Source organism: Haloarcula sp. JP-Z28 (assembly GCF_011440255.1).
In the GTDB taxonomy this organism is placed as follows: Archaea; Halobacteriota; Halobacteria; order Halobacteriales; family Haloarculaceae; genus Haloarcula; species Haloarcula marismortui.
Window position 1 is genome coordinate 1 of sequence record NZ_JAAOHT010000058.1, and the last position, 22626, is coordinate 22626.

Below are 22626 nucleotides of genomic sequence, written 5' to 3' on the forward strand. Positions count from 1 at the left end.
CGCTGCAGCCGATTCCGACACGAACCGGCTTATTGGGAACATATCGGGCACCGCTAGCGCGGTGCCCTTGCCCTCTTCGACTTTCAGCCGCTGCTCTCGCTATCAACAATCTCCTTCGCAAGAGCGTTCGACGTATTTCTCACTGCGCAACATATGCAAGCCTACTGACCAGCCAATTCACCAGCGATAGTTCTGCAATCAACTGCCCTGTGAACTACTCTACGCCACCTTCCGACTAACCAACACTGGGCCACTTTCACCACCGAGTGTTGGTTAGCGGCTCACCACCCCCGGAAGTACAAGCTATCTTTATTATAAGCTCCGAAGACGCGAAAGAACCATTCTTCCCCTTTGACCCGCACCGAATGGTCCCTGGGACGGAAGGCGAAAATGAAGATGGCGAAAATAAAGATGGCGAAAATGGAGATGGCGAACCGGACAGCACAGGGAAGGGCGGACACGGACTATTCAACCGTGACAATGACGAGTCCGGCGACGACGAGGACGACGACCACTCTGCTCGTGACCGGAAGGTCCCCCTCGAGGTCGACAACGACGAAGTGTCGGGGACGATCCTCGTCAACCCTGCAACAGACGCCGGCCCCCACGTCATCGAAACCGACCACAAGAAGAACCAACTCGCCGATGTCACCCTCGACGGCCCGACCCTGACACCGGACGGCAACGACGTGTTTGCCCGTCCAGCAGTGGACTACACCCACCCCAAAGCAACGCGGTGGTACGGACAGGAAGAAACCATCAAGGACTGGATGACCACCCTCAAGACCGCGACTGAATCCAATCCAGAATACGAATCCGAAAACAACGAAGAAAACGACGTCGAGTCACCGGAAACCATCGAAACCCTATTCGAGCATCTTGAGGACGCCGAAGTGCCGACCGCATTCCAAGTCGTCTTCCAGGCCCGACGCGACTGGAGCGATGAAGCACAGGACCGAAAACAGAGCATTCGGAGTGGCGACTTTAGCCAGCCTTGGCTCGAAAAGTACGTCCTCGGTGGCTACGAGACCGACGAAGACAGGGACCTGAAAGCGTACGAGTACCGCCGGATCAAACTCATCGAAAACAAGCGCCCGAAGAAAACGTTCAACGCGAACGTCCGTGCGGTTTCGTTTACCCCCTACGAGGAGTTCACCCCTGACCCGGACACAGCCACTCCGCTGAAAGATGGCAGTATGGCTGCTGCAGACGAGGCACTTGGGTCCCTCAAACCGCTGTTCGACCCGCTCGATGGCGTGTACTACCATGTCGTTGGCGAGACAGCGCCCCGAAACGAGGCGACGGGAACGGACCTCACGGCCAGCGAGGTCGCCCAGAACTTCATGAGTCACGATCTCGTCACCCGCGAAGACCGCCGCAGTTGGGTCACTCCCATGAACCTCTGGAACGACCCCAAAAAGCGGCCAGAACTCATCCTGAACGCTGACGAACTCAGCGATTTCATCATCATCCCTAGCGGTGAAGACATGGACGGCGATGCCTTCCGGTCCGCCGGGACAACCGACGCCGATGCCAATCATCTGCGCCGGCCACGCCCACAGATTCACAATCAGCTCACCGGGGGCATGGATATCGGCTATGCGTTCGACGAAGACGGCATCCCCGAAGAAGAGCCAACCAGCGTCCCCGAAAACGTCCTGACGAACCACTGGTTGAAAGTCGGTGCATCCGGGGCAGGGAAGACTATCAACACCATCGGAATGTTGCTCTCCCTGCACGAGAACGTCGACGGCCCCACAATCCTTGTTGACCCCAAAAGCGGGGACATGGTCGAAAACTACGCCAAGTCCCATGCCGCAACCTTCGACGAATTGCGGAACGTTCAGATATTCGACGTTCCCGAAGTCCTGCCCGCAATCCCGTTTTTCGACATTCGGCCCTACCTGTACGAGGGGATGAATCGCGACGACGCGATTCAACAGAAGGCCGACGAGTTCCATCTCATTATGGAAATGGTGGATGAAAACTACGGGACTGCCTACGTTGCCCAAACCGTTCTTGGAGCGCTCATCAAGTCACAGTTCGACAGAGAACACGGGGCAGACAGCTACACACTCGATGAACTGTACGACACCGCTGTCGAGATGTATGCAGACCAGACCGTTCCCCGTGTCTCGCACCAGCCCCAAGTTCGGCGAATCCTGAGCAACCAACTCAACAACGCCGAGCAGGACTTCAAGAACACGATGCAGGCCGTCATCAACCGACTTGACGACCTGCAAGAAGATATCAACCTCTTCCGGCTGTTCAACCAGAATCCTGACTGGGACGAAGAAACTGGGACCTACGAGATAAACGGCACCACCCGAGATGACTACAAAGAGGCACAAGAGAACGACAACGTCGACGCCGACGAAATCGACCCGCCGAAAAGCGCCCTTGATTTCCGGGAGGTACTTGAATCTGACAAGGTTATCCTCTTCGACACCGGTGATTTCGTTCGCGACCAATCCCAGCAAGCGTTCTCGATGTATATCCTGTCGGCACTCTGGGGGGCAGTCCGGTCCCGGTACAACGATCGGAAATCCCACGAAAGCATCGACAACACGGTGAACCTCGTCATCGAGGAAGCCGCGCCCATCGTCTCTACAGAACTCGTCACGAACACGCTGATTCCCGAAGCCCGAGAGTTTGGGCTGTCGCTGGGAATGGTGATGCAGTTCCCCGAGCAGGTCCGGAAACACTCTGATAGCGATACGTACAACGAGCTCATCACAAACGTGCAGACGAAAATCATCGGCCAACTCGAACCGGACCAGCGGATCGTCGAATCCCTCGTTCACGGCGATAAGGACAGTCAAGAAATCCGGAACAAGATTCGACAGTTGAGTGGCGGTGAATGGATTGCCGACCTGCCAGCACCACAGTTCGGGGCAGACGTGCCGCCGCCATTTTCGATCAAGTCTCTCGGGATTCCCGATGGCCACCCCGAAAGCGATGAAGCGTTCGATGAACAAGAGCGAACGAAATTCTACGCGCTCTACGAACAGCGCCAGAATTACGTTGCGAACCGGCATGGGTACGTTCGGCCGTCCGCCAAGGAGATCGCAAAGCGAGAATCTGCCGGTGATGCTATCGGGTTCCAAGCCGGCGACGACGAAGACGAGGAGGAGTCGTCCCCCAGCCCAGGTGTTCCAGCAACAGACAGTGACTCAGCGGAGACTGAGAGCAAGTCAGATGTCGACGCCGGAGGCCTCATGTCGCCTTCCGGCAACAGTGGCAGTAGCGGTAGAGTTTCTCTTGGGACTTCGCCAGACGGAGACCCCGGCGCAGGCGACACCTCCCCCAACGAGACAGAACCAGCGGCTGAATCGGACCCAGCCTTTACAGAGCAAGAACAGGCCACAGACACAGCCGAGGCTTCCACAGCGGCGGACACGGATAGTGACACCCCGAATTTTGGAGCGTATGCACCGCTGTCCAGGGACGACATTGAGGACGTCTGTGGGGACATCGCCGTCGACGGGCGTCCCGATCTCGCCAACATCGCCCGAGACCTGCTGACGAACCTTCCAGACCAAGAGTATTACGGGTCATTGCTGACACTGTCCCAGATCGCCGCCGCGGAAGGCATAGAAATGAAGCCGGTCGAACTCCACAACAGCGCGACAGCACAGGCGTCTGGCGACGAGGCCGACGCAGAGACGATGGAGCAAGTCAGTGCGCCGACCGGGGAGAGCACACCCCACGCTTCCGACGTTGACGACATCTCTGCAGACGCCGCAGCGCCTGACACTGACACAGTAGATGTCGATGAAGGTGATACAGACAGCGAAAAGAGCGAGGCTGGACACGACGGCGAAGAGACACCCAACCGGACACCGAAGACGCCCGAGAGCAACAGCAGTGACGATCCCGAAGAGCGCGACCAGAGTGTTTCCGACGACTCTCTGGAGCAGGGATTCGAAGACGAGGACGCCACCGAAGAAACCCAAGATGCGAGTGAAGACGAAGGCACGCTGGCCGAAGAACTGCTAGACGAGGACAGTACTGACGAAGAAGAAACGGATGGAGAAGTAGCGGCCAGCACACCATCGAAGCATCCAGTGAACGTGTCTCTGGACACGCCACTCCAAGAAGCGTACGCAGACTTCAATCTTGATCGCCACGACGACCACGAGTTCTCGGAAGACGATAAAGAGTTCATGGCGCTCATCGCAGCCGCGTTCCGCGACGAGTTAGACTGGTATTCGCTTAAAGAGTCAATGACGCAAGTGCGGGACCGCGCTGGGAATCCAGACACTGACAGCCTCATTGAGTGTGGATATATCGATGAGGGGAAGGTTCGGCGCAAAAAGTACTATTCGTTACGCTCATGCGTAGCACATTGTTGATGTAGAGGTGTCTTGCGATTATGGTATAGCCCGAGTTACATAAGAACCAGTTCGCTGAGCGGTCTAACGGTCCGTTTCTATCCTCGCTCCCTTCGGGATAACTGTATCAACAATCTCCTACGGAAGAGCGTTATAATATTTTTGAGTGTCGGGCTGGTATGGGTATCCTATACTGCTCATTAGCGGATCAGACTCACCAGTTTCGGGGAACTATCGTCAGCTACCCAATCCACCCGCCGATCTCGCCCTCCTCACTGTCTGCCGGAGCATTGTCTGCTGTCTTCGGAGCGGAGTCAAACGGCCGTTCAACGAGACGCGGCACTCCGTCATCGTATGTCCGGTTGGGGCGTTTTACACAGCCGAACGTCACGATGGGGCTACACTCAACGCAAGAGTGTGTCGCTCCGTCGAAGCCGTTGATTGTCACCGACCAGAAGATGACGCTTGCGAGCCGATACGTCTCCGCTGCTGGTCGACGAGTACTGGCAGACCGGCAGAACGGAACCTGCAGATATCAATCACTCAGAATCGACGAGACCTGCAAGCCACTCAGGAACTGGAACAATGGGAGACGACACAACTGCTGATTCAGCCGACTCGCCCAGATATGTGAGTCGTGCAGTCACTGAACTCTCTGTTGGGAGTTGCTGCTCAAGCAGCCACGCATAGAACGCTACCTGCAGCCGATGCTGTTTCCTAGTTTCCTGCTCAATTGAACTGTGTGTGAGTTTTAGCTCGTCAATAACCCACTGTCCATCGGACTGAACAGAGACGATGTCTGCTCGATTTTGGGTTTCTATCTCGATACCATCTATCTCAAGCACGGTATGAATCGGTTCCTCGACGTACTGGGTCTGGGCTTGCTGGATCTCCTTCCACGTATCGCTGGTAGCAAACTGTGGACAAATACGATCACTGAGATACGTCTGAATCGAAGCCCGCATTGCAGGCGTAATCCGAGAATCCGAGGCCGTAACGCTCCGAGCTAGAATCTCTGGGAGCGGTCGATCAAACGACCGGAGGCTCGCGGTAGACACGTTCTGCGAGACAGCACGTGTGAGTACCTGATGTGTGATTTCTCCAAGTTGTTCTCGCTCGATCCCATCCGGAAGGTCTGCGTCTATTGACTCACTTCGAGTAGAGACGCTCTCTCCTCTCTCATCTAGGATATATTGCGCCTTTGAACCAATCGCGTTGGCGGTGAGTTGGTACACTGATGTTCCGTTCACATATCGGCTTGTCCATCCGGTCTTGGTTTTAGCTGGGACGTGAGCACTCCGGGGCGTTGGCTGTTGGCCCTCGCTCGATTTTCGCTCTGGCAACGCGACGTCGTTCACACCGACAGTGAGTGCCGCTTCTTTCTCAGCGTTGGACACTGGGGCCTCGTATATACCTGCTGATGAGTTCTCCTCAAACGAGAGTGCGTCAGCCAGCGTTGCTATCCACGACGTTTCAACACCGTTATCTCGGCGTTCATAGGGTAGTGAGAGGACGAGATGATCGCGCGCTCTCGTGAGAGCAACGTACAGGACTCGCCACTGTTCTGCACAGTATCGCTGACTGATCCTACTGAGCGATGGAGGGCCAGCAATGCGACCGTCACTCCAGTAGTCACTCGCCCACCGAAGTGACCCATAGTCCGTCGTCGCAGGCCCTTGGTCATCTGACTGTGTGAGCGGTGTTCGAGAGACTGTCTCTGGCGGCGCAAGCGCCAGTGTATCGCCGAGTGCAAGAAACGTGTCAGTATGCGGGCCCCGAAAATTCACGGAGCCGCTCGCATCTGCGAGACAGACAACGCTGTCTTCGTCGCCTTTCATATTGTGGATCGTCCGAAACACGATATCGTACTCGTCTTGATTTGGCACGGGGTGGACGAGGCCGTCTTTTGGCTCCGCAACATAGCTGTTCAGGATCTGAGCGAGTTCACTGAGTGAATATCTCTCATCGCCTTCCCAGTCTTCGATCGAGTAGAGAAGTGCATCGCAGGCTGCCAGACGTCGTTCAGGATCTGGTACTTGACCAAATGGGTCTGCACGCAAGCCAAGCATCTCGATGATCTCTTCGGCAACGAGCGACCCCGGATCACTCGTGTGCCGAGCACGCCGCCGCGCAAGAGCCACGAGCCCGGCCAGGAATCCGTCTTCAGTGGCTGCTTGTCGATCAGAATCACCACGTTCTGCCACGGCATCGATTTGATACCCGGCATCCTCGAATAACGCAGTGCTCTCGGACGAAAGCGGGAGACACTCGGACTCAACGAGGCGACGGGTGCGTTCGGGGTCATATGGCTCAACCAGCCACCAGACGACTCGACAGATGAGTTTGATCAGCGGGTTCTCGAAGAGGTGAGTACTCGCATTGACGACAGAGAACCCCTGACTTGTCAGCTGCTCCGCCAGCTCATCCATATTCGAGCGAGTGGCAAACAGGACTGTCACGGTGTCATGTCCGAATGTACCATCTGTAAGTCCGCCAGCGAGATAATTCGCCACTGGCGTCTTTTCTGTCTTGAACCAGTCTGGAGTACCAGGCGCCCCTTCTGGCTGTGTGTATCCCGCAATATGGACTGCAGGGTCTGCTGTCCCACTTCGCGTCGGCTCGAGCGAGGAATAGTCGGTGTTCGCCGAGACAGCGTCGACACCGCCTCCACGGGCTGGGTCTGTGAACACGTCTCCGAAGATCGTATCCACAGCTGCTGCGATGTCCGGGCGCATCCGGTAGGTGCGAGACCCAGAGTAGGACCGATGCTCTGTCCATTCCGTCTCGAAGTATTCACCACGCTTGAAGCCCGTCACAAACTGCTCTGGCCGTGCATTCCGCCAGACGTAGATGCACTGATCGACATCGCCAGCCATCAGCACCCGTGTCTCGTCGGTAACAAACGGCGCTAGCGCATCGTGCTGTGCAATCGAGATATCTTGCGCTTCGTCGATGAGCAGCGATTGGAACTTGGCAGTATATCGCGCTTTCACGCGGGCTCGGTATTCTTCCGACGCACTCTTGTCGGCGCCGGCTATGTCCTCCAGCGGGTTGTCGAAGTATTCAGCGATCCAGTAAGCGATGTCAGCGTGCGAAACAACACCCTGCTCACGACACGCAGCATCGTACGCACGTTCGTACCCTTCGAGAACAGTACAAAACTCTTCGATACAGGTGAGCCACTCTTCATAGCACTCTTGATCGTCCTTGACAGGCTCGTTCGTTTCCTCAGCTGTTTCAGGCGGTTGTTGGGCTGCAAAGTCGGTGGCCACGTCGTCGTCGTAGAATGTGCGTATGTCTCCAAGGAGGTCTGCAAGCGTCTCTGGTGGCCCACTTGGATACACATCGGTGACGGTGTCTCGAAGCTGGGCTTCGAAGTCGTCGATCGAGAGCCGCCGATCGCGCTTTTTCGCTCTCGCGTCCTCGAGAAGGGTATGAAGGCGGTCGTCCGACTCGTCGTCCGAATCGGCAGCAGTCGGATACGCAGTATCGAGCCGTGTACACTGGTCAGAATAGGCATCATCTTGGCGGACCGACGCTATGCAGTTCTGTCGAAGGAGCGAGAGCTGCGACGCGTTCCCGACGCTCGGCATGCCATCAAAGCCAAGTTCAGACGCAATATCCTCGAATATCCCACGGAGTACGCTGTCTATCGTCCCGATGTGGTCTGTCATCTGAAGGCGACGTTTGAGCCGGTCTGCCGTCTCGGGCGATATCTGGACAGGATACGCTCCATCCGTATCCTCAGCAAACGCATCAAGCGCGTCTCTGATGCCTGGTTCGATGCTCGCTGCATCCTCACGTGAAAACGAGATCACACAGAGTTGTTGTTCGGGACACCGGTCGCCGGCAGCATCAGCCCGAACAAGGGCCTCTGCGGCGATCTGGTTGAGCGTCGTGGATTTCCCAAATCCTGGATTGCAATCCAGAGCGAAGAAGCCAGCGTCGTGCTGAAAATAGTCCTCACGGACAGCAGCCTGTTTCCCCTTCATCGGAGGAACAGTCATACTCATTCATTTCCCCCGTCTGTGCTGACGTTCTCTGGAACCGACTTCCGAATCCGATCAGGTAAGATGACATTTTCTCCCAACAGCTCGCGATACGCGTCTTCACTGAGTGTCGTTGTCGAGAGGTTCTCCAGCAGTGGTGACCGCTGATAGCTGACCCCTTTCACATCTTCGGTAAACCGAGTCACGATCATGTGATTCGTCGCCGTCCGAACTGCGTCGACTGCGTGGTCGTACTCGCGTTCTTCAGTCCACGCACCTCTGACACCAAGGGTGCGTGCCTCGGGTGACTCGCCGTCTGTGACGGCCGTCTGGACTTCCACCGGGAATTCGCCGTGGGGTTGCTGCGGCCATTCACCGTCGACGAACCCGAGTGCGATGACGAATGGATACGACCGTAACCACGTATCAGTTGCATCGAGTACATCGAGTCGCTCAGCGTTCTCGTGTTCCCGGCGGCCTGGGCGAGCTGTTGCGATCGTCTCGATCACCTCCAGAACTGACGACCATGACGACTCGATCTGGTGTCGGTCACGCCAGTCGGCGTATTTTGCACGAGCCTCGCGTAGCAAGTGATCAGAATCAGTATCCCCGGCGACGCGCTGTATGGCCCGGGCAGCACGTGACGTCTCAGTATATGCTACTGTATCGTTTTCCTCGATGTGTGGAAGAACAACAGTCTCAAACCCATCCAGAACTGGGCCAAGCGTAGCGAGAATATCATCTGGTTCCGGCGCAGATCGATGGCGCTGGCACCAATCAAGATAGCTCTCGAAGCGACGCTGGACCTTTTGACTAATCGACGTCGTCATGGCAATAGTGTCACGCCACTGATCCAGCGTTCCGGAATAGTCCGTGCCGACGCCCTGCCGGATTTCACTAAGCTCAGCAGGTGTAAACGGTGTGACGCTCTCATCTCCCTCCGCGTTATCCTCCGTGACGAGCCACTGACATTCCAGTGGCCGGAACATGGTCTCGGCATCGATAGTGCCGGCAGACGCAGCGGCAAGCACTGAACAGGTCTCAGCCACGACTCGATACGGAAGCGATCGCTTCAGCTCTAGCTGCGTCCAAAACGAGAGATGACGTCCGTATGTGTTCGACGCACGGGTCAAGTCACGTTCGTACTTGTCGATATCACGAGCGACGATCGCGATATCACTCACGGAGACGCCCTCTCGGAGCAGTCCCTCACAAACCGCGAGTGCAGCCCTCGCCTCCTCAGCCCGTGTTGGGGCCACGATCTCCGTTGCTGGCGTAGTCCGGAACTCATCGATCTGCAAGCGCTCAATCGAATCTGACGAACTCGGAGTACTACTACCGTCCAATCGCGACTGAAGTCGGCTGGCAATCCGCGGGCCAGTGCGTGCACGGAGATAGAGATGGACGGTACTCGACGTCTCGCGACCGATCGCTGTCAGAAACGCGAGCAGCGGCGTCCCCAACGTACTAATTCCGACGACGTTGACCCGCTCAATCCCAGCGTACTCTTTCTGCCAAGCATCCCCTCCTGTGTTTGTTACGACTTCAGTGCCTGCCTCTAACACCGCCTCTGTGGAGATGTATTCCTCGACGCGGTCGCGAAGTTGCTCCTCGAGACTGCTGATGCCCGTCAGAAGGTCAAGTGCATCCAGACGAGCAACGCCGTCAAGCTCAGCACAGACCGTCTCAAGTGCGGAACGGCGTGTTGAATGATGGCCTGTGAGTAGCGACAGCTCTTCTCGCGCTGCTTCGATCCGATCCAACTGGGTTGTAAGCGACGTTCCAAAGACACGAGATAATCGAGACACATCTCCAGACGGAGACTCCAACAGATCTTTGAGCACCCGAAGGCGATCCATTCGATCAAGAACCGCCGGATCTGATTCCTCCGGTGATGAAAGAAGCTCGGTCGCCACGGCTGCTGGCGTGAGCAATGCAAGTGAACTTCGCGGCTGATTTCTATCGGCAATCACTCGTTTCAGGTTTCGCCGATGAAACTGTTCAGGGGCAAGAACAATATCTGTCGGCTGCTGGGCACGGCGAGCGCGGTTTATCAACTCCTCTTCTCCACAAATATGGATATTTTCTACGTCAACGGGCGACTTTGAATGGAGGTGGCTACTCATACTCTCTAGTTTTGTGAACGTAACTCAGTACAAGCGCGCATGGTATAGAAACTGGTGTGAGTACATACCTTTTTATCAGCAAGCCGGCTACTATTGTGTGCACACAACACTGGCGCTCCACGCCATCTCTTTTGGGACGCACGCTTACTCATCCAGTAGCCACCTCGCTACGCAGAGCCGCTAGTACAATTGCAATCTCAAACGCTTGTTTACGACACTTTCAGAGGTTGTGACCCTGATTGACTTACTATTCTCTGGTATTCGTCAGCAGTTCGCTTCAATGCCAGCCACTAGCCGCTTGTCAAGGAACCGTTCTCGGAGTGTCCTGTCGTTGCTGATACTTCCGAGGAGTTGTCGAACGCGGTCGGGTGACTGCAAGAGATTATATCGGTTGACAAGGGCAGTTGCAGGTCGTGTTCCAACTGGCCGGTCCGTGACTGCCGCATCGCGAAGCGCGAGGCGAATGACCTGCAGGTCGTGGCGAGAGTCAAAGCCCCACGCTGCCGCTCGCTCTTCGAGTTCGGTATCGTAGGTGTCGAAGCCGATGATATTGTGACACTCCCGACAGAGACAGACCCCCTGATCAGGGTCATGTGACCAGTGGTGATAGTCTAGATTCCCGCCGACGAGTGCTGAGTCGCGTTCAAGATTAGTCCGCGTACGTCGACACAGCGGACAGGTAACCTCCCAGTCCCACCCGAAGGCTGCAGTTTTCGTCGCGAACCGTTCGGTATACTCGTCGGTGCGTGGTTCGCCCTTGCTGTTGGTGATCCCGCTCCAGAGCCAGTCGTCCCAGAAGTGCTGAATCATCGTCGTGAGGGTCGCGGGTTCGACAATCTGGAGATAAGCTGCGTCAACGCCAACAGCACACCACGTCCGTAAGTCGATGTCACACTGTGTGCATGCAGTATCGAAGTACGGGACGACACCTGGGAGGCCTCGTTCATACAGTGTGACTGCCTCACTACAGTTCGGACAACAGATTGCGACGGGAACATCCAACAGCGGGGACTGCTCGTCGGCTTGAGACAACACCTGGGCACGGTCGCCATACGGTTGCTCAGTCGAACGCGTAAGGGTCGTCCCGTCGAAGAGGTCGTCCAGATCAGTTGTCGATGTGGTCTGGGTCATACGCCTACGTCCGTCTGTCGCTCTGTCTTCGGTGTCTGATCTGGCTGGCTCAGTTGCAGATTCTCGATAGGCTCAGTGTCGATGGTCTGCCAGCCAACGCCGCAGCGACGCTCGTCGACCCGCCACATTGTCTCCTTCCCAGGACAAGCGAGATATCGAATACGCCGCGGCTGGTCGTTGGCGTCCTGCTCAAACGAAAGGACCAGAACGGTGTTTAGGTTCTGTTCGGGGCGATCTACTGGTGGTGATTTAGTTCGTGTCATACTGTGTGTGAGAAGAGCTGGCACCAGCAAGCATTGTACTCGGGACCGACGCCGGCGTGCTCACTGCTGACTCTCCTCGGTCTTGCTCGGATGCACGAATACAATTCGACGCAACCCAACACAGAGAGCCTTTAGCCGGCTAGAATTTGTCCATTCGCTGCAGCCAAACGGACGGTATCTGGGTCAGTCACGTTCCCTATCGTTTTCTCCGGTCACCACCTACCTTTGGACATGACTTTCGGACCAACGTGGAACAATCTCCGTGACAATGTTGAAGCATTGCAGTCTGATGCAATCCTCGTTACCCCGCTGTCACGCAAAGCCTTCAGCATCGAGGATGTACAGGAACATCGCGTCCTGATTCAGTATCGGGACGACGACGAGACAATTCCACTCCAGAAAGACCAATTTGAGACGCTCTACGAGCGCGTGAGTGATGCTCGTGGCGAATTCGATGTTGACCGCCTGCCGCCAGACGCGGAACCGTACGCGACTGTCTTGTCTCTCCATCCACGCTTCGAGGTTGACGACCGGGCTGGGACATTGACTGAAAGCGATCAGTCAACGGGGTCGCCGCTAGTAGAAGCCCAAAGTGGGAGTGAGGAACTCGATGAGACCGAGCGCGAAGAGCCGGATCTGGACGTGTATGCAGACGCATTACTGCTGATTGACGCCCTCGAACGTCACGACCTGACGACGCTCGAAGCTGTCGACATGCCCGCACTCGTGAACATCTACACCCTGCTATCGGACGTCCAGCGCAATGCAAACGACCTCCGGAAAGAAGTTCGGAGCGTCTTGCTTGACCGACTGCATCACGACCAGCCGGTTTCTGGACAGTTTGGCTCCGTCCAGCGGACGACGCGTCGGAACCGGTCGCTCAAAGACGACGAGTTAGTGTTAAACGCGTTCGAGTCCGCTGGCATCGAACGCGAACGGTTGACGACGGTTGATTCCAGCAAAGTCGACGACGCACTCGCGGTGACCGACCTTTCCGAGACCGATGTCTACGATATCGAACCGAGCGAGTACGTTCGCAAGGCCGATGTGGACGAGCAAGAGAAAGAAACGCGCCTGCAAGGACTGAAAGACCAACTTGAGGCGACCGAGGGCGACGAAGCTGACGAACTCCGTAACGAAATCGAAGCGCTCGAAGATCGGATCGCTGAACTGACCGAATTTCGATCGGGTCGGTCATTCCACGAGTCGTCGGCTGGTGGATAACGTAACTACCGCCTGCAACGGGTGTCTCAATCGTCGTCTGCGAGTGTCTCCGACGCGTCCTCTAGCGCTTCTATCGCGTCCTTCAACTCCTCGGAAACGTCGGCGTCGTCCACTTCCTGCTTGGCAAGTCGGGTCTGTTTGATCGCTTCTTTCACTCTGTCTGTCACATCCACGCATTATCAATCAACCACCGATCACAAAAATCTCTGGGGTCCCTTTCGGTTGAAATTTGCTTTGCGAGACGTGCCCGGACACGAGAGCCAGCCCATTCAGTGACACAGAGCGCGAGCGGTTCGGGACTGAGAGGACCCAGCCTGTCGGCTGTCGAAGCTGAGAGCTAATGTCCGCGCCCTTACTGCCAGACAGAGTGCAGACCAGTGCAATACACTGGTGTTTCGTGAGTGTCCTTACCGTACCCACTTTCGGCCTACCGCATACCCAGCACCCAACGCGAGACCAACGAGGTGTCCGATGACATCTGCGTTTCCAGTGGGAAAGAATCCAACAGACTGACCGAGCAGGTACATACCAAAGCCGAGCGGGAACAGGAGTGCCGCACCCTGCCAATACGCGCGCAGTGCCTCGTACTGAACAGGCCCATAGTCGCTCGTATCCACTTTCAGTCCCTCTCGATGTGTGAGAGACAGGTGTGCCCCGTAGAAGCCCACAAACGCGAGTGCGCCGCCACTAGCCCCCAGCGTACTCTGTCCGGTCACGGCTGAACTGACCGTCACTGCCACCAGCGCTGCCGCGACGAAGAACCACAGCACCTCGATGCCCTCCATATGCTGCTCACTCTCGCCGGCGAACAGCCAGAGAAAGGCAATGTTTCCAAGTAGATGCGTCACATTGGGTGGGAGATCATGTGATATAATTGCCAAAACGAGCCCCGGCGATAGCGCTGGGAACGAGGCCGTCGTGAACAGCCACTGCCACTGCTCGACTGTCCAGCCGAGATAGAGTGTCCCGATCTGGAGGCCGTACCACAGCAGGATAGTCAGTATCAGTGACTGCGTGGCACGCCGCTTCCTGAACGTGAGTCGGCGGTAGAGCTCGTCAGCGAGCGGCAGCTTCGGTAGCGCCCCAATATGCTTCATCGAGACGTTACACCCAGCCATCCGGCAGTCGCTCTCCATGGCTCTGGACTAACTCGAGGAACGGTTCAATCTCAGCGAACCGAGGCCCTTGACTAATCTCATAGGTCTGCTCATCCAACACGATGTAGCCAGCGTCGGCCAATTTTGGGAGGTGAAGATGGATATATTCGGCGTGGATCGGCGTCCCAGTGTTTGACTCATCGGTTCGGACTTCTGTGAAGTGGACTGTCTCCGTCGGTTCCGTGGCAGCTAAGCCCGTCAAGACCCGGCGGCGAGGTTTCGCTTTGAGACACTCACAGAGTGTGTCCCACGGATTGTGTCCCGTCATGGCTACACCTCCTCCAGTGCCGCGGCCACCATCACAGCGACAATCAGCCCTGCGAGAAGCGTAGCTGACAGCCACGAGAAGCCGGTTACTGCGGATAGATGATGCTGCATCTCAACTGCCGCTGTCGCCAGTGGGCTGGCAAGGATGACTGCAATGAACGCCCCGAGTACGTATTGCCCATCAATCTGCCCGCGCTGCCGGTTCTGGTCAGTATACGATACCCTCGCAATCGGTGTGCAGCGGTCTGCACTATCTTCGGTAGCTTCCATCGACACCTTCGCCGACAATGGCAGGGGATAAAAACCTGGACGACCGTTTTAGGCCTTCTACCGAGGGTTTAGCGCTATCAAGAGGCCCCTGTATCAGCGTCAACCCATACTTCTTGCCTTTATTACCCAGGTTGTCTAACCGAAGCGTATGGCGCGAGTCCCGTCGGCGTTCGCTGATGAATTCGACGCCAAAGGAGACCGGTTTTTCGCGATTGCCGAGCTGTTGTACGCCAACCCCGACCGGCAATACACCCAGCAGGAACTCGCCGAGCGATTCGACTGCTCAACGACGACGATCAGTAATCACACCGGCGAGATGAGTGAGTGGCTCGACCGCCGCGACAGCCAGACCACCTACGCCTGGGACGTCGACGTCCACGATCCAGGCCACACGGAGACCACTATGGCTGTCCGACGATTCTATGCCGACCTCTGGAGTCTCCTGAAAAAACACTCTCGGACTGGCCCAGGGGCGTTCGCCCTTTTTGGGTTCATAATGCTTCTCACTGGTAGCGTCGTATTCTCCGTGTATGGAGCGTTCACAGTCGGTCTCCTTTCAGAGTCGGCGCTCCCGGAAAGGGCCTATCTGGGTATTGCCATCGGGTGTGTACTCACCGGCATCATTGTGACACTCTGCTCACCGTATATGGCCTGGGTAAGCGGATTCCTGTGGCCACGGCTGCCTGAGGGCCCGTTTGGGAAGGACAAATGATGATGGTCATTACGGACTGTCAAAACCCAGTCACTCCGCTTGATTAGTCCTGGCTGGGCTCGTCGGTATCAGACTCTCATACGAATGGAAAGCAGTATATAAGACCTCAGTGACATCCTCTATTACGTCGTCGAGTTCAGAGAGATTATCCAAGACTGACAACGATATACTCAACCAGTCTCTTTCCCGTCGTATATACGTTGGTTCAACGCAGACTACCCTTTAGGACGGTGTGAGGAGATCATCCATCTTTGCGAGATTCCATAGCGACCAGTGCTCGTCGAGTTGGTCTTCAAGTCCTTCAACGAACCCACTCTTTGAGAACAGTGCGAAGCACTCCTCCCGATCATCTGGCCCCCATCTAACGGTCCCTGCTTTTGCCTGCAGGTCATTGACGAGCTCCGTCCCGACTGGCTCCGATGTCCACTTGCACTCGGCGAACAGGATTCGGTTATCGTTCGGTGCGAGCCCCACAATATCGACTTCGTCTTCCCCGTACCACCACCGCCCGACCTCCGAGTACGGTTCGAATTCACCGCGTCGAATCCCCCCCCACACGGCTTCCTGACACACGTCCTCAAATGCAGTGGCGACGTGCATTGGAAGATCAGGGGCGATCGTACCGTCGTAGACGATATCCGGTGCTTCTTCGATACTGGAGCGGTTCGGCTCAACGTACCGAAACCAGAACCGAAGGAACTCGTCAGCGACGCGGTACCGCGACCGCTTCGACTTCTTTCCGGACGCTGTCACAGGGACTTCCCGATCGATCAGTCGGAGTTGCCGCAACGTCTGTAGATACTTCGATAACGGACCGGCATCGATTCCCGTCGCTCCTGAGATCTCGTTCGGCGTCGTGTGCCCCAGCGCCACCGCTTCGAGAATACTCATGTACCGCGCGGGATTCCGGAGCTCCGTCCGAAGCAAAAACTCCGGCTCGTTGTACAGTACTGCTGACGGCGATAGCACCTGTGACCGGACGTTCTCCGCGAGCGACCGTCCGTAATCGAACAGCGTGAGATACATCGGCGTCCCACCGGTAATCGCGTACGATCGAATCGCGTCCGCGATCTCGTAGTCGATGACCTCACGAGCCTGCTGAAATGAGAACGGCTGCACGTCGAGTTGCCCCGTACGACGACCATACAATGGGCTCTCATGGCCGAGTACCTCAGATTCCATCGTACTCACACTAGACCCACAGAGAACCAGCATCGAATCGGTCTCTTGTAGTTGTTCGTCGACAAATCCCTGTACGTAGGATGGGACTGAGTCGTTCTCCGAGACAAGATACGGGAACTCGTCGATCACAACCACTAGCTCCTCAGAACGAAGTTTCTCCCCGAGGTAGTCGAAGGCCTCGTCCCACCCGTCGATCCGTGGAGTCCGATCGTCGAAGAACGCTGCAACCTGGTCGATGAACTTCTCGCGCTGCCGATGCTCGGCTTCCTGCGCCGCGAGAAAGTAAATATGCGGCCGATCAGTACAGAACTCCTTCAGCAACTCCGTCTTGCCGACACGTCGACGCCCGTAGACGACGAATATGTCCGAGCCAGGCGACTCAAACGCAGCTGAAAGCGCATCAAGCTCCTTTCTCCGGTCATAGAAGGTCATACTTTGAATAATGATTACTACGATAATGACTTATGCGTTTTGGCGCGACCCTTCAATTTTGACTGTTGAGACGCTTCGGTTCGGCGAGAGCTACCCTCGAACTAGTGACGCGTGGCCCTCGGAAGTGTTCATGTGTATGTCTCTAAAGAGTCACATAGTCGATTCGGCGCAGATTTCGCCGGCGCAACATATTGTCCATCACTACTACGACCACGAGTGTAAACACCGGTAGCTTGTCCTCGGCATAGCTTCTGCGACCACGGTTTCGAGAGGCCTGGCGAGGACGATTCTCGCGTCACTTTGCCCGCTACTCTAGAACAACAGCTCTACGTGACCAATGACCTGCTTCCGAAGAGCGTTCTGGGAATTTTTGAGTGGGTTTACTGGAAAGTTATGGAATGCTCCGCTACACCCTCTGATTACTCGTGTCGAAGGCCGCACTTAGTTTGTCCCGCATGAACTCCCGGCGGAGTTCTCGCTTTCGCTCGTCGGTCAGATAGTCCTCGAAGACCACCTTCGCGCTTGCACTCCCCTGTTCGTCCGCGATATCTTGGACGTGGCCCAGCAGGTCCTCAGTGGTTCGTGAGTAGGCGTCGTACCAGAACCGCCGACCCATGTGTGGCTTCCGGGCGACGCCGTCGATCTCCTCGGGCACGCCGGCCCTGTCGGCGAGGTCGTGGAACCAACCCGCGATCGTCGTCCCGTCGACGTGGCCGGTTTTCGAACGCTCTGACGGAAACAGGTAGCCATCGACGCGGGAGAGATGTCGACGGGCCACGTCCTCGCCGAAGACGATGGCGACGGTGCCCGGCCCGTTCTTTCGCTCGTCGAACTGGATGTACGGGTCATCCGCGTCGAGATGGAGCTGGTCCTGATGCAGCGCCGCGACCTCGCCGGCCCGAAGTCCCCAGCCGGCGAGTGCAACGACAAGCATCCGGTCGCGGCTGGTGATAGCGGCGTCAAACATCGCCCGGACGTGCTCGGGCTCGAGAGCGACTGGATCTGTGTCCGACGAGCGCGTCCACGAGAACCAGTCCTCCGCACCGTTGGTGGGATTGACTGTCGCCACACGGCGCTCAACGAGCCACCCATACCACGTTCGGATTGCATCGTGGACGCGCGCGATGGTCGACTCAGCGAACTCTCCGGACATGTAGGCGAAGGTCTCCCGGCAGCGGTCGACGGCTTCGGTCTCGGTGATGTCGCTGTCGTCGTCGACGGGCGAGAGAAGATCGTCGGTGCCGTGGCGTTCTCGGTAGGACCGAGCGTAGCGAGCGAGCCGATACCGGATGGCCTCACGCGTGCTGTCGGTCCAGTCGTCTGCGGCCGATTGCTTGGCATCGAGATACTCCTGAAAGGATTCGCGGGTCTCGTCGTGCTCGATATCCCAGTCGTAGCCGCTGGATTCAGTGTCGTACTCGAGTGTGTTCTCCCAGAACGTAGCGAAGGTCGTGTCGTGGTACTCTTTCAGCGCGTACGTGAGCCCGCGGAAGCCGTTGTTCGAGAGCCACTCGTAGGATGGCCTGTCGGTTTCGGGGTCGTACCCGTCCCGCCGCAGCGCCGGGACGACGACGGCCTCGTACGCGTCGGCGAGCTGGGCCTCGGTGAGCAGCGTCCAGGGCACGTCGTCCGCGGAGTGCCACGGCTTCGTCCGCTCAATCCCGGGGGAACCCTCGTGCTTTCCGGGTTCTGAATCTGAATCAGCCGATTTCGGCATACAGAGCTAAACACACTAAAACCTGATAGTTCTGTTGCCACAGCAGACCCAAGCCAGACTTATGGCTCTACGGTAGTTTGGCAAATATTGCTTTAAAGTGCATATAGCTGTATGGAATGTCCATAGATTCTTTCTGATAGGAATCGCCTCTAGAGATGGTCAGACAATCGAAAACAGCCGTTTGGCGATTTAGTCGTTCACTCGGCACACGGTGTGTCGGCATTGTCTGACGGTAGTACTAAGTCGAAATAACTTGTTAAACAAGATTAGAGGGTTTAGCTAACTATGTCGAATAAACCGTATCGGTTGGCGGTCTCGAACCAGAAGGGCGGCGTCGGGAAGAGTACAGTCGCATTGAACATTGCTGGAGCGCTCGGCGAGCGAGGGCAGAACGTGCTGCTCGTTGACTTGGATCCACAGGGATACCTGACCAGCGGCGTCGGGCTCGACGACGAGTACACGGCGCCATCGCCGAATCTCAACGACGCACTGAAAGCGCCCGGAGAACACGCCGTCGGCGATCTCGTGGTCGCCCACGAGGAGTTCGACGTCCTCCCGGCGAACATCGACATGTTCTCCCTGGAGCAGGAGCTCGTCAGTGGGATGCGCGGCCGAGAGCGATTGTCGATGCTGCTAGAAGATGTGACAGGCTACGACTTCCTTGTGGTGGACTGTCCGCCATCGCTGGGCCTGTTGACCGACAACGCACTGCTCGCCTGTGAGAACGTGCTCATTCCGGCAGAGGCGGAGGATACGAGCATCCGCGCCGTCGAGTTGCTGTTCAAGCAGATCGACTCGCTGGAAGACAACTTCGGCGCGTCAATTCAGGAAGAGGCGCTGGTCGTCAGTAACGTCGACTACCCACTGGATGGCGAACAGCAGGGGATGCTGGAGTGGTTCGAAGGTACATTCAGTGATCGAATACCAGTTTTCGAGATCCGGAGTCGTGCTGTCATCAAGCGAGCGTTCAACGCGGGCCACAGTATCTTCGGCCACGACGAGGAATGCGACCAGGCTGACGAACTGCTGCGTATTGCGGATTACTTCATCGAGGAGCAATCATGAAAGACAGAGACGAAGCCAAAGACGAGATGTCCGAACGGCTCGGCCAGCGGTTCGGCGACGAAGAGGCGGATAAATCTGATGAAGGCGATAAACTCGATAAATCAGATAATGGAGATAAGAGTGTTAAACAAGATAAACAGACTATGAAAGCTAAATCAGATAAACCCACTAAAGACTATAAAGAAGCTTGGGGGAGTAAACTGATTCATCTGCCAGACGAGCTCATGGACCCAGTCGACAACGAGTTCGACCGGATGAAATACGAATGTGACTGGGACGTGAAGAAAGAGCGCCACTACTACCCAGTCGTCGTCGCGCGTGGGATTGAGGCAGTGCAAGAAATGTCCGGTTCGGAGTTCACTGACGCTGTCGAATCGCTTGAATTGCGGTAGCTGAGGCGTCCTTTTCGGCTGTTACACATGAAACAGTGGGGTGTGAGAACACATCGATGACGGGGTACTTCGAGCTAACCAACATAAACCCTATTTGACCCGCTATTATTGGTTAGCGTATGAACGACGAAGAATACGCGCACTAAGCCCTGTCGGCGCTAGAACAGATCGACGCCGAGGCGCTCGACCTGGGCGCTCGCGATGCCCACGAACAAGCGGTCGCCGCCGTCGGTGGGCTGGCCGTTGCGCTCGGGAAGAGCGAGATGGACGACGCGGTCGCCGTCGAGGCGCCCGAAGAGTGGGCCGACAACGAGGACGAATGGGACGAGAAGATAGACGACGGCTACGAAGCAGCGGAGATCGCGCGCTTGAAGAGGACGCTGACGGTGAAGACAATCGACGATCGGGAGTACTACTACCTCCAGCGGCGTCCCGTCTCGATCGTCGTCGACGGCGGCGCCGTTCGCGATATCACCTCGTGTCGAACAATTCCGACAGGCATGGACCTCGTCGTTATCGTTCCCAAATACGCGTGCATACTGTGCATCGACTGGCTCACCACAATTCAGGCAGGAGACGGACGTCATCATAGCACGGTGTCGGGTGGCACACCTAGTAAAGCACGAGCCCATTTTGACAGATGTCAACGTATTGGTGTCAAAATGGGAGTGGTTTTTACTCTAGTATCCACCGAACAGCAGGAGTATGGCTATCCACTGGCGATGGCCGTGAAAGACTTATGCCAAGCATTAACAAGCTCTCTGTCCGCGGCGGCTCTGGGATGGTAACGCTTCCAAAAGACGAACTCGAGATGTGTGGCCACCTGGACGAGGACGGCGACCCGGATACGGAGATTCAGTTCCTCATCAAGATGGAGCAGCCTGGCGAGTGGCGAATCTCTGTGCTCGATGACTCCTGTGTCGACGATTCCTGGTACACTGGCGAGACACCTGAGACCGGTGTGCAGGTAGGCGCCGGTGGCGGTGACCGGAAGTAGTTACAAGAGGAATGTGGCCTACGCGTCCTCCGCCGTTCAATTCATTTGCTTTCGCTATCCGCGACACTACCGTAGTATTTCGCTCAACGGTCATATGGACCAACAAGTCTCGAAACACGTAACTATACAACGAATGAGTATACGGCTGTCATGAGAAAGCAAACTGGACTACTCGTTCTCATTGCACTCTCGGCGCTGGCTGGCTGTAGTTTCTCTTTTGATGACGATCCAAGTAGTAGCCAAGTGACAGCCACCGAGGTAAGGGAAGTCAACAATGAGACGGTGCCGCCCGCAGCGACAACCACAGATACAGACCGAGCCGAAGCCACAACCGATGGACAACGGTACGGAACCGACACCGACACAGGCGAGATTCTGCTATCTCTCCCCGAGCTAGGCCAGTCGTACAACTTTTCTTCGGAGTCGATGCGCACTCGCTCAGAGCTAAGCAGTTCCGAGAAGGCTTCGTTCGAGGAACAAGGGCTGCTCAAGCGTCATGAGCGGGTCTTCTCGCTCGCAGATGGTGGTTACGATGGACCGCCAGTTGTGATCAGTACGGTTGCCGTCTATGAGTCAGAACGTGATGCCGCAAGCGCGACGCCAGAACTGGTTGAATCGATCCGTGAGGCCGGTGGAACTGCAGAACAGGTCGAAATAGCCTCAGGGGTCGAGGCAACGCGTCTCTCTGGAGAAACCCAGACCGGCCGCAAGAACGTCCTAATAACTTGGCAGACTGATAATCTGATTATCTGGGTCGTCACTTCGGGGATCGAGCAGTCCTATCCAGAGGTAACGGAGGAGTACTTCGTTGAGATGGTCCTTGACGTGCCGTAGAAAGAATACATTTTACCTCTTTGGTTTCCTACAATATTCACTCACTCGTTAGCGTAGCGCCTCAACGTTTCCCGATTCTCTTGTATAGCTGCCACCGTCCCAGAATTTCCGACCTCCGATTGGTCGACATAGTCTAGAAGCTCACTACACACCTTTGTAACTTCACCGCAGAGGGTTGGGGTCGGCACTGGATACCCCATTTGAGAGTCAAGTGGTGTCGAGAGTCGCTCAGTTCCACCGATTGTCTGAAACGCAACACGGACGTTCGCGGAACTAAGCCAAGAGAGTACGATACAGGACGAAGACCCGTGTAGTTCGAACCGTCGCTCAGTGGATTGGGACCGGTTGACCGCCCCCGTCGCAAACACTCGCAAACCTTCACTTATATTCTTGAGTAACGGAACAATGTGGTGACCTTTAAATTCATAGTCAGATTCATATTCTTTTTCTAACTTCTCTTGGTTTTTGTACCTCGTAAGAACTGTTCCATCAACGACTATTTTTATGCCGCCGGTAACCTCTTGAAGTTGACTT

18 protein-coding genes and 1 pseudogene are annotated in these 22626 nt (G+C 56.3%); 8 read left to right on the top strand and 11 right to left on the bottom strand.

Features of this window, described 5'->3' with window-relative positions; genetic code table 11:
- Positions 1 to 365 precede the first annotated feature (365 nt).
- Entirely contained in the window at positions 366 to 4355 is a 3990-nt protein-coding gene (locus tag G9463_RS17565; protein WP_165897393.1) for a hypothetical protein, read from the top strand.
- A gap of 220 nt (positions 4356 to 4575) precedes the next feature.
- Here G9463_RS17565 and G9463_RS24555 read toward each other — a convergent pair.
- The 5 genes and pseudogenes from G9463_RS24555 to G9463_RS17590 form a co-directional block, all read right to left on the bottom strand.
- Positions 4576 to 4851: pseudogene (locus tag G9463_RS24555) on the bottom strand (hypothetical protein); the annotation flags it as partial.
- A 22-nt stretch (positions 4852 to 4873) separates the two neighbouring features.
- A complete protein-coding gene (locus tag G9463_RS17575) occupies positions 4874 to 8341 on the bottom strand; it encodes a UvrD-helicase domain-containing protein (protein ID WP_165897394.1) in 3468 nt (1155 codons plus the stop codon).
- Positions 8342 to 8343: 2 nt separating this feature from the next.
- Complete coding sequence (locus G9463_RS17580) at positions 8344 to 10131, bottom strand: hypothetical protein (protein ID WP_165897395.1); 1788 nt, start codon at positions 10129 to 10131, stop codon at positions 8344 to 8346.
- 582 nt (positions 10132 to 10713) lie between these two features.
- Positions 10714 to 11580, bottom strand: a complete 867-nt coding sequence (locus tag G9463_RS17585) for a hypothetical protein (protein WP_127015134.1) — start codon at positions 11578 to 11580, stop codon at positions 10714 to 10716.
- The gene (locus tag G9463_RS17590) at positions 11577 to 11843 is read right to left on the bottom strand and encodes a hypothetical protein (protein ID WP_165897396.1); all 267 of its coding nucleotides are present in this window, start codon (positions 11841 to 11843) and stop codon (positions 11577 to 11579) included. Before G9463_RS17590 ends, G9463_RS17585 begins: the two co-directional genes overlap by 4 nt.
- Positions 11844 to 12074: 231 nt before the next feature.
- Here G9463_RS17590 and G9463_RS17595 point away from each other — a divergent pair, with 231 nt between their 5' ends.
- On the top strand, positions 12075 to 13067 hold the full coding sequence (locus tag G9463_RS17595; protein WP_165897397.1) for a hypothetical protein: 993 nt from the start codon (positions 12075 to 12077) through the stop codon (positions 13065 to 13067).
- A gap of 26 nt (positions 13068 to 13093) precedes the next feature.
- Here G9463_RS17595 and G9463_RS17600 read toward each other — a convergent pair whose 3' ends face one another.
- The 4 genes from G9463_RS17600 to G9463_RS17615 all read right to left on the bottom strand — a co-directional run bounded on the left by G9463_RS17600 (position 13094) and on the right by G9463_RS17615 (position 14761).
- Positions 13094 to 13234, bottom strand: coding sequence for a hypothetical protein (locus G9463_RS17600; RefSeq protein ID WP_165897398.1), 141 nt, complete (start codon positions 13232 to 13234; stop codon positions 13094 to 13096).
- A 240-nt stretch (positions 13235 to 13474) separates the two neighbouring features.
- Positions 13475 to 14203 (bottom strand): rhomboid family intramembrane serine protease, encoded by a 729-nt coding sequence (locus G9463_RS17605; RefSeq protein ID WP_049919491.1) that lies wholly within the window; start codon positions 14201 to 14203, stop codon positions 13475 to 13477.
- Complete coding sequence (locus G9463_RS17610; RefSeq protein ID WP_004966767.1) at positions 14172 to 14492, bottom strand: hypothetical protein; 321 nt, start codon at positions 14490 to 14492, stop codon at positions 14172 to 14174. Before G9463_RS17610 ends, G9463_RS17605 begins: the two co-directional genes overlap by 32 nt.
- Before the next feature lie 2 nt (positions 14493 to 14494).
- On the bottom strand, positions 14495 to 14761 hold the full coding sequence (locus G9463_RS17615) for a hypothetical protein (protein ID WP_004966766.1): 267 nt from the start codon (positions 14759 to 14761) through the stop codon (positions 14495 to 14497).
- A gap of 148 nt (positions 14762 to 14909) precedes the next feature.
- On the opposite strand from G9463_RS17615, the gene G9463_RS17620 reads away from it, so the two are divergent.
- Positions 14910 to 15473, top strand: coding sequence for an HTH domain-containing protein (locus G9463_RS17620; RefSeq protein ID WP_004966765.1), 564 nt, complete (start codon positions 14910 to 14912; stop codon positions 15471 to 15473).
- A gap of 222 nt (positions 15474 to 15695) precedes the next feature.
- On the opposite strand, the gene G9463_RS17625 is transcribed toward G9463_RS17620, so the two are convergent.
- Positions 15696 to 17087 carry an ATP-binding protein gene (locus G9463_RS17625; RefSeq protein ID WP_165897399.1) on the bottom strand — a complete coding sequence of 464 codons (1392 nt, stop codon included), beginning with the start codon at positions 17085 to 17087 and terminating at the stop codon, positions 15696 to 15698.
- A gap of 406 nt (positions 17088 to 17493) precedes the next feature.
- Complete coding sequence (locus G9463_RS17630) at positions 17494 to 18804, bottom strand: hypothetical protein (RefSeq protein WP_165897400.1); 1311 nt, start codon at positions 18802 to 18804, stop codon at positions 17494 to 17496.
- A gap of 285 nt (positions 18805 to 19089) precedes the next feature.
- Here G9463_RS17630 and G9463_RS17635 point away from each other — a divergent pair, with 285 nt between their 5' ends.
- From G9463_RS17635 to G9463_RS17655, 5 genes are all read left to right on the top strand, one after another.
- Positions 19090 to 19869: a ParA family protein gene (locus G9463_RS17635; RefSeq protein ID WP_165897401.1), complete on the top strand. Its 780-nt coding sequence runs from the start codon at positions 19090 to 19092 to the stop codon at positions 19867 to 19869.
- Positions 19866 to 20261: a hypothetical protein gene (locus G9463_RS17640; RefSeq protein ID WP_165897402.1), complete on the top strand. Its 396-nt coding sequence runs from the start codon at positions 19866 to 19868 to the stop codon at positions 20259 to 20261. The genes G9463_RS17635 and G9463_RS17640 overlap by 4 nt, the downstream gene beginning before the upstream one ends.
- Before the next feature lie 263 nt (positions 20262 to 20524).
- The gene (locus tag G9463_RS24070) at positions 20525 to 21049 is read left to right on the top strand and encodes a hypothetical protein (protein WP_240150063.1); all 525 of its coding nucleotides are present in this window, start codon (positions 20525 to 20527) and stop codon (positions 21047 to 21049) included.
- A complete protein-coding gene (locus G9463_RS17650) occupies positions 21043 to 21258 on the top strand; it encodes a hypothetical protein (RefSeq protein WP_240150064.1) in 216 nt (71 codons plus the stop codon). The genes G9463_RS24070 and G9463_RS17650 overlap by 7 nt, the downstream gene beginning before the upstream one ends.
- A 150-nt stretch (positions 21259 to 21408) precedes the next feature.
- Complete coding sequence (locus G9463_RS17655) at positions 21409 to 22092, top strand: hypothetical protein (protein ID WP_165897404.1); 684 nt, start codon at positions 21409 to 21411, stop codon at positions 22090 to 22092.
- Positions 22093 to 22626 lie beyond the last annotated feature (534 nt).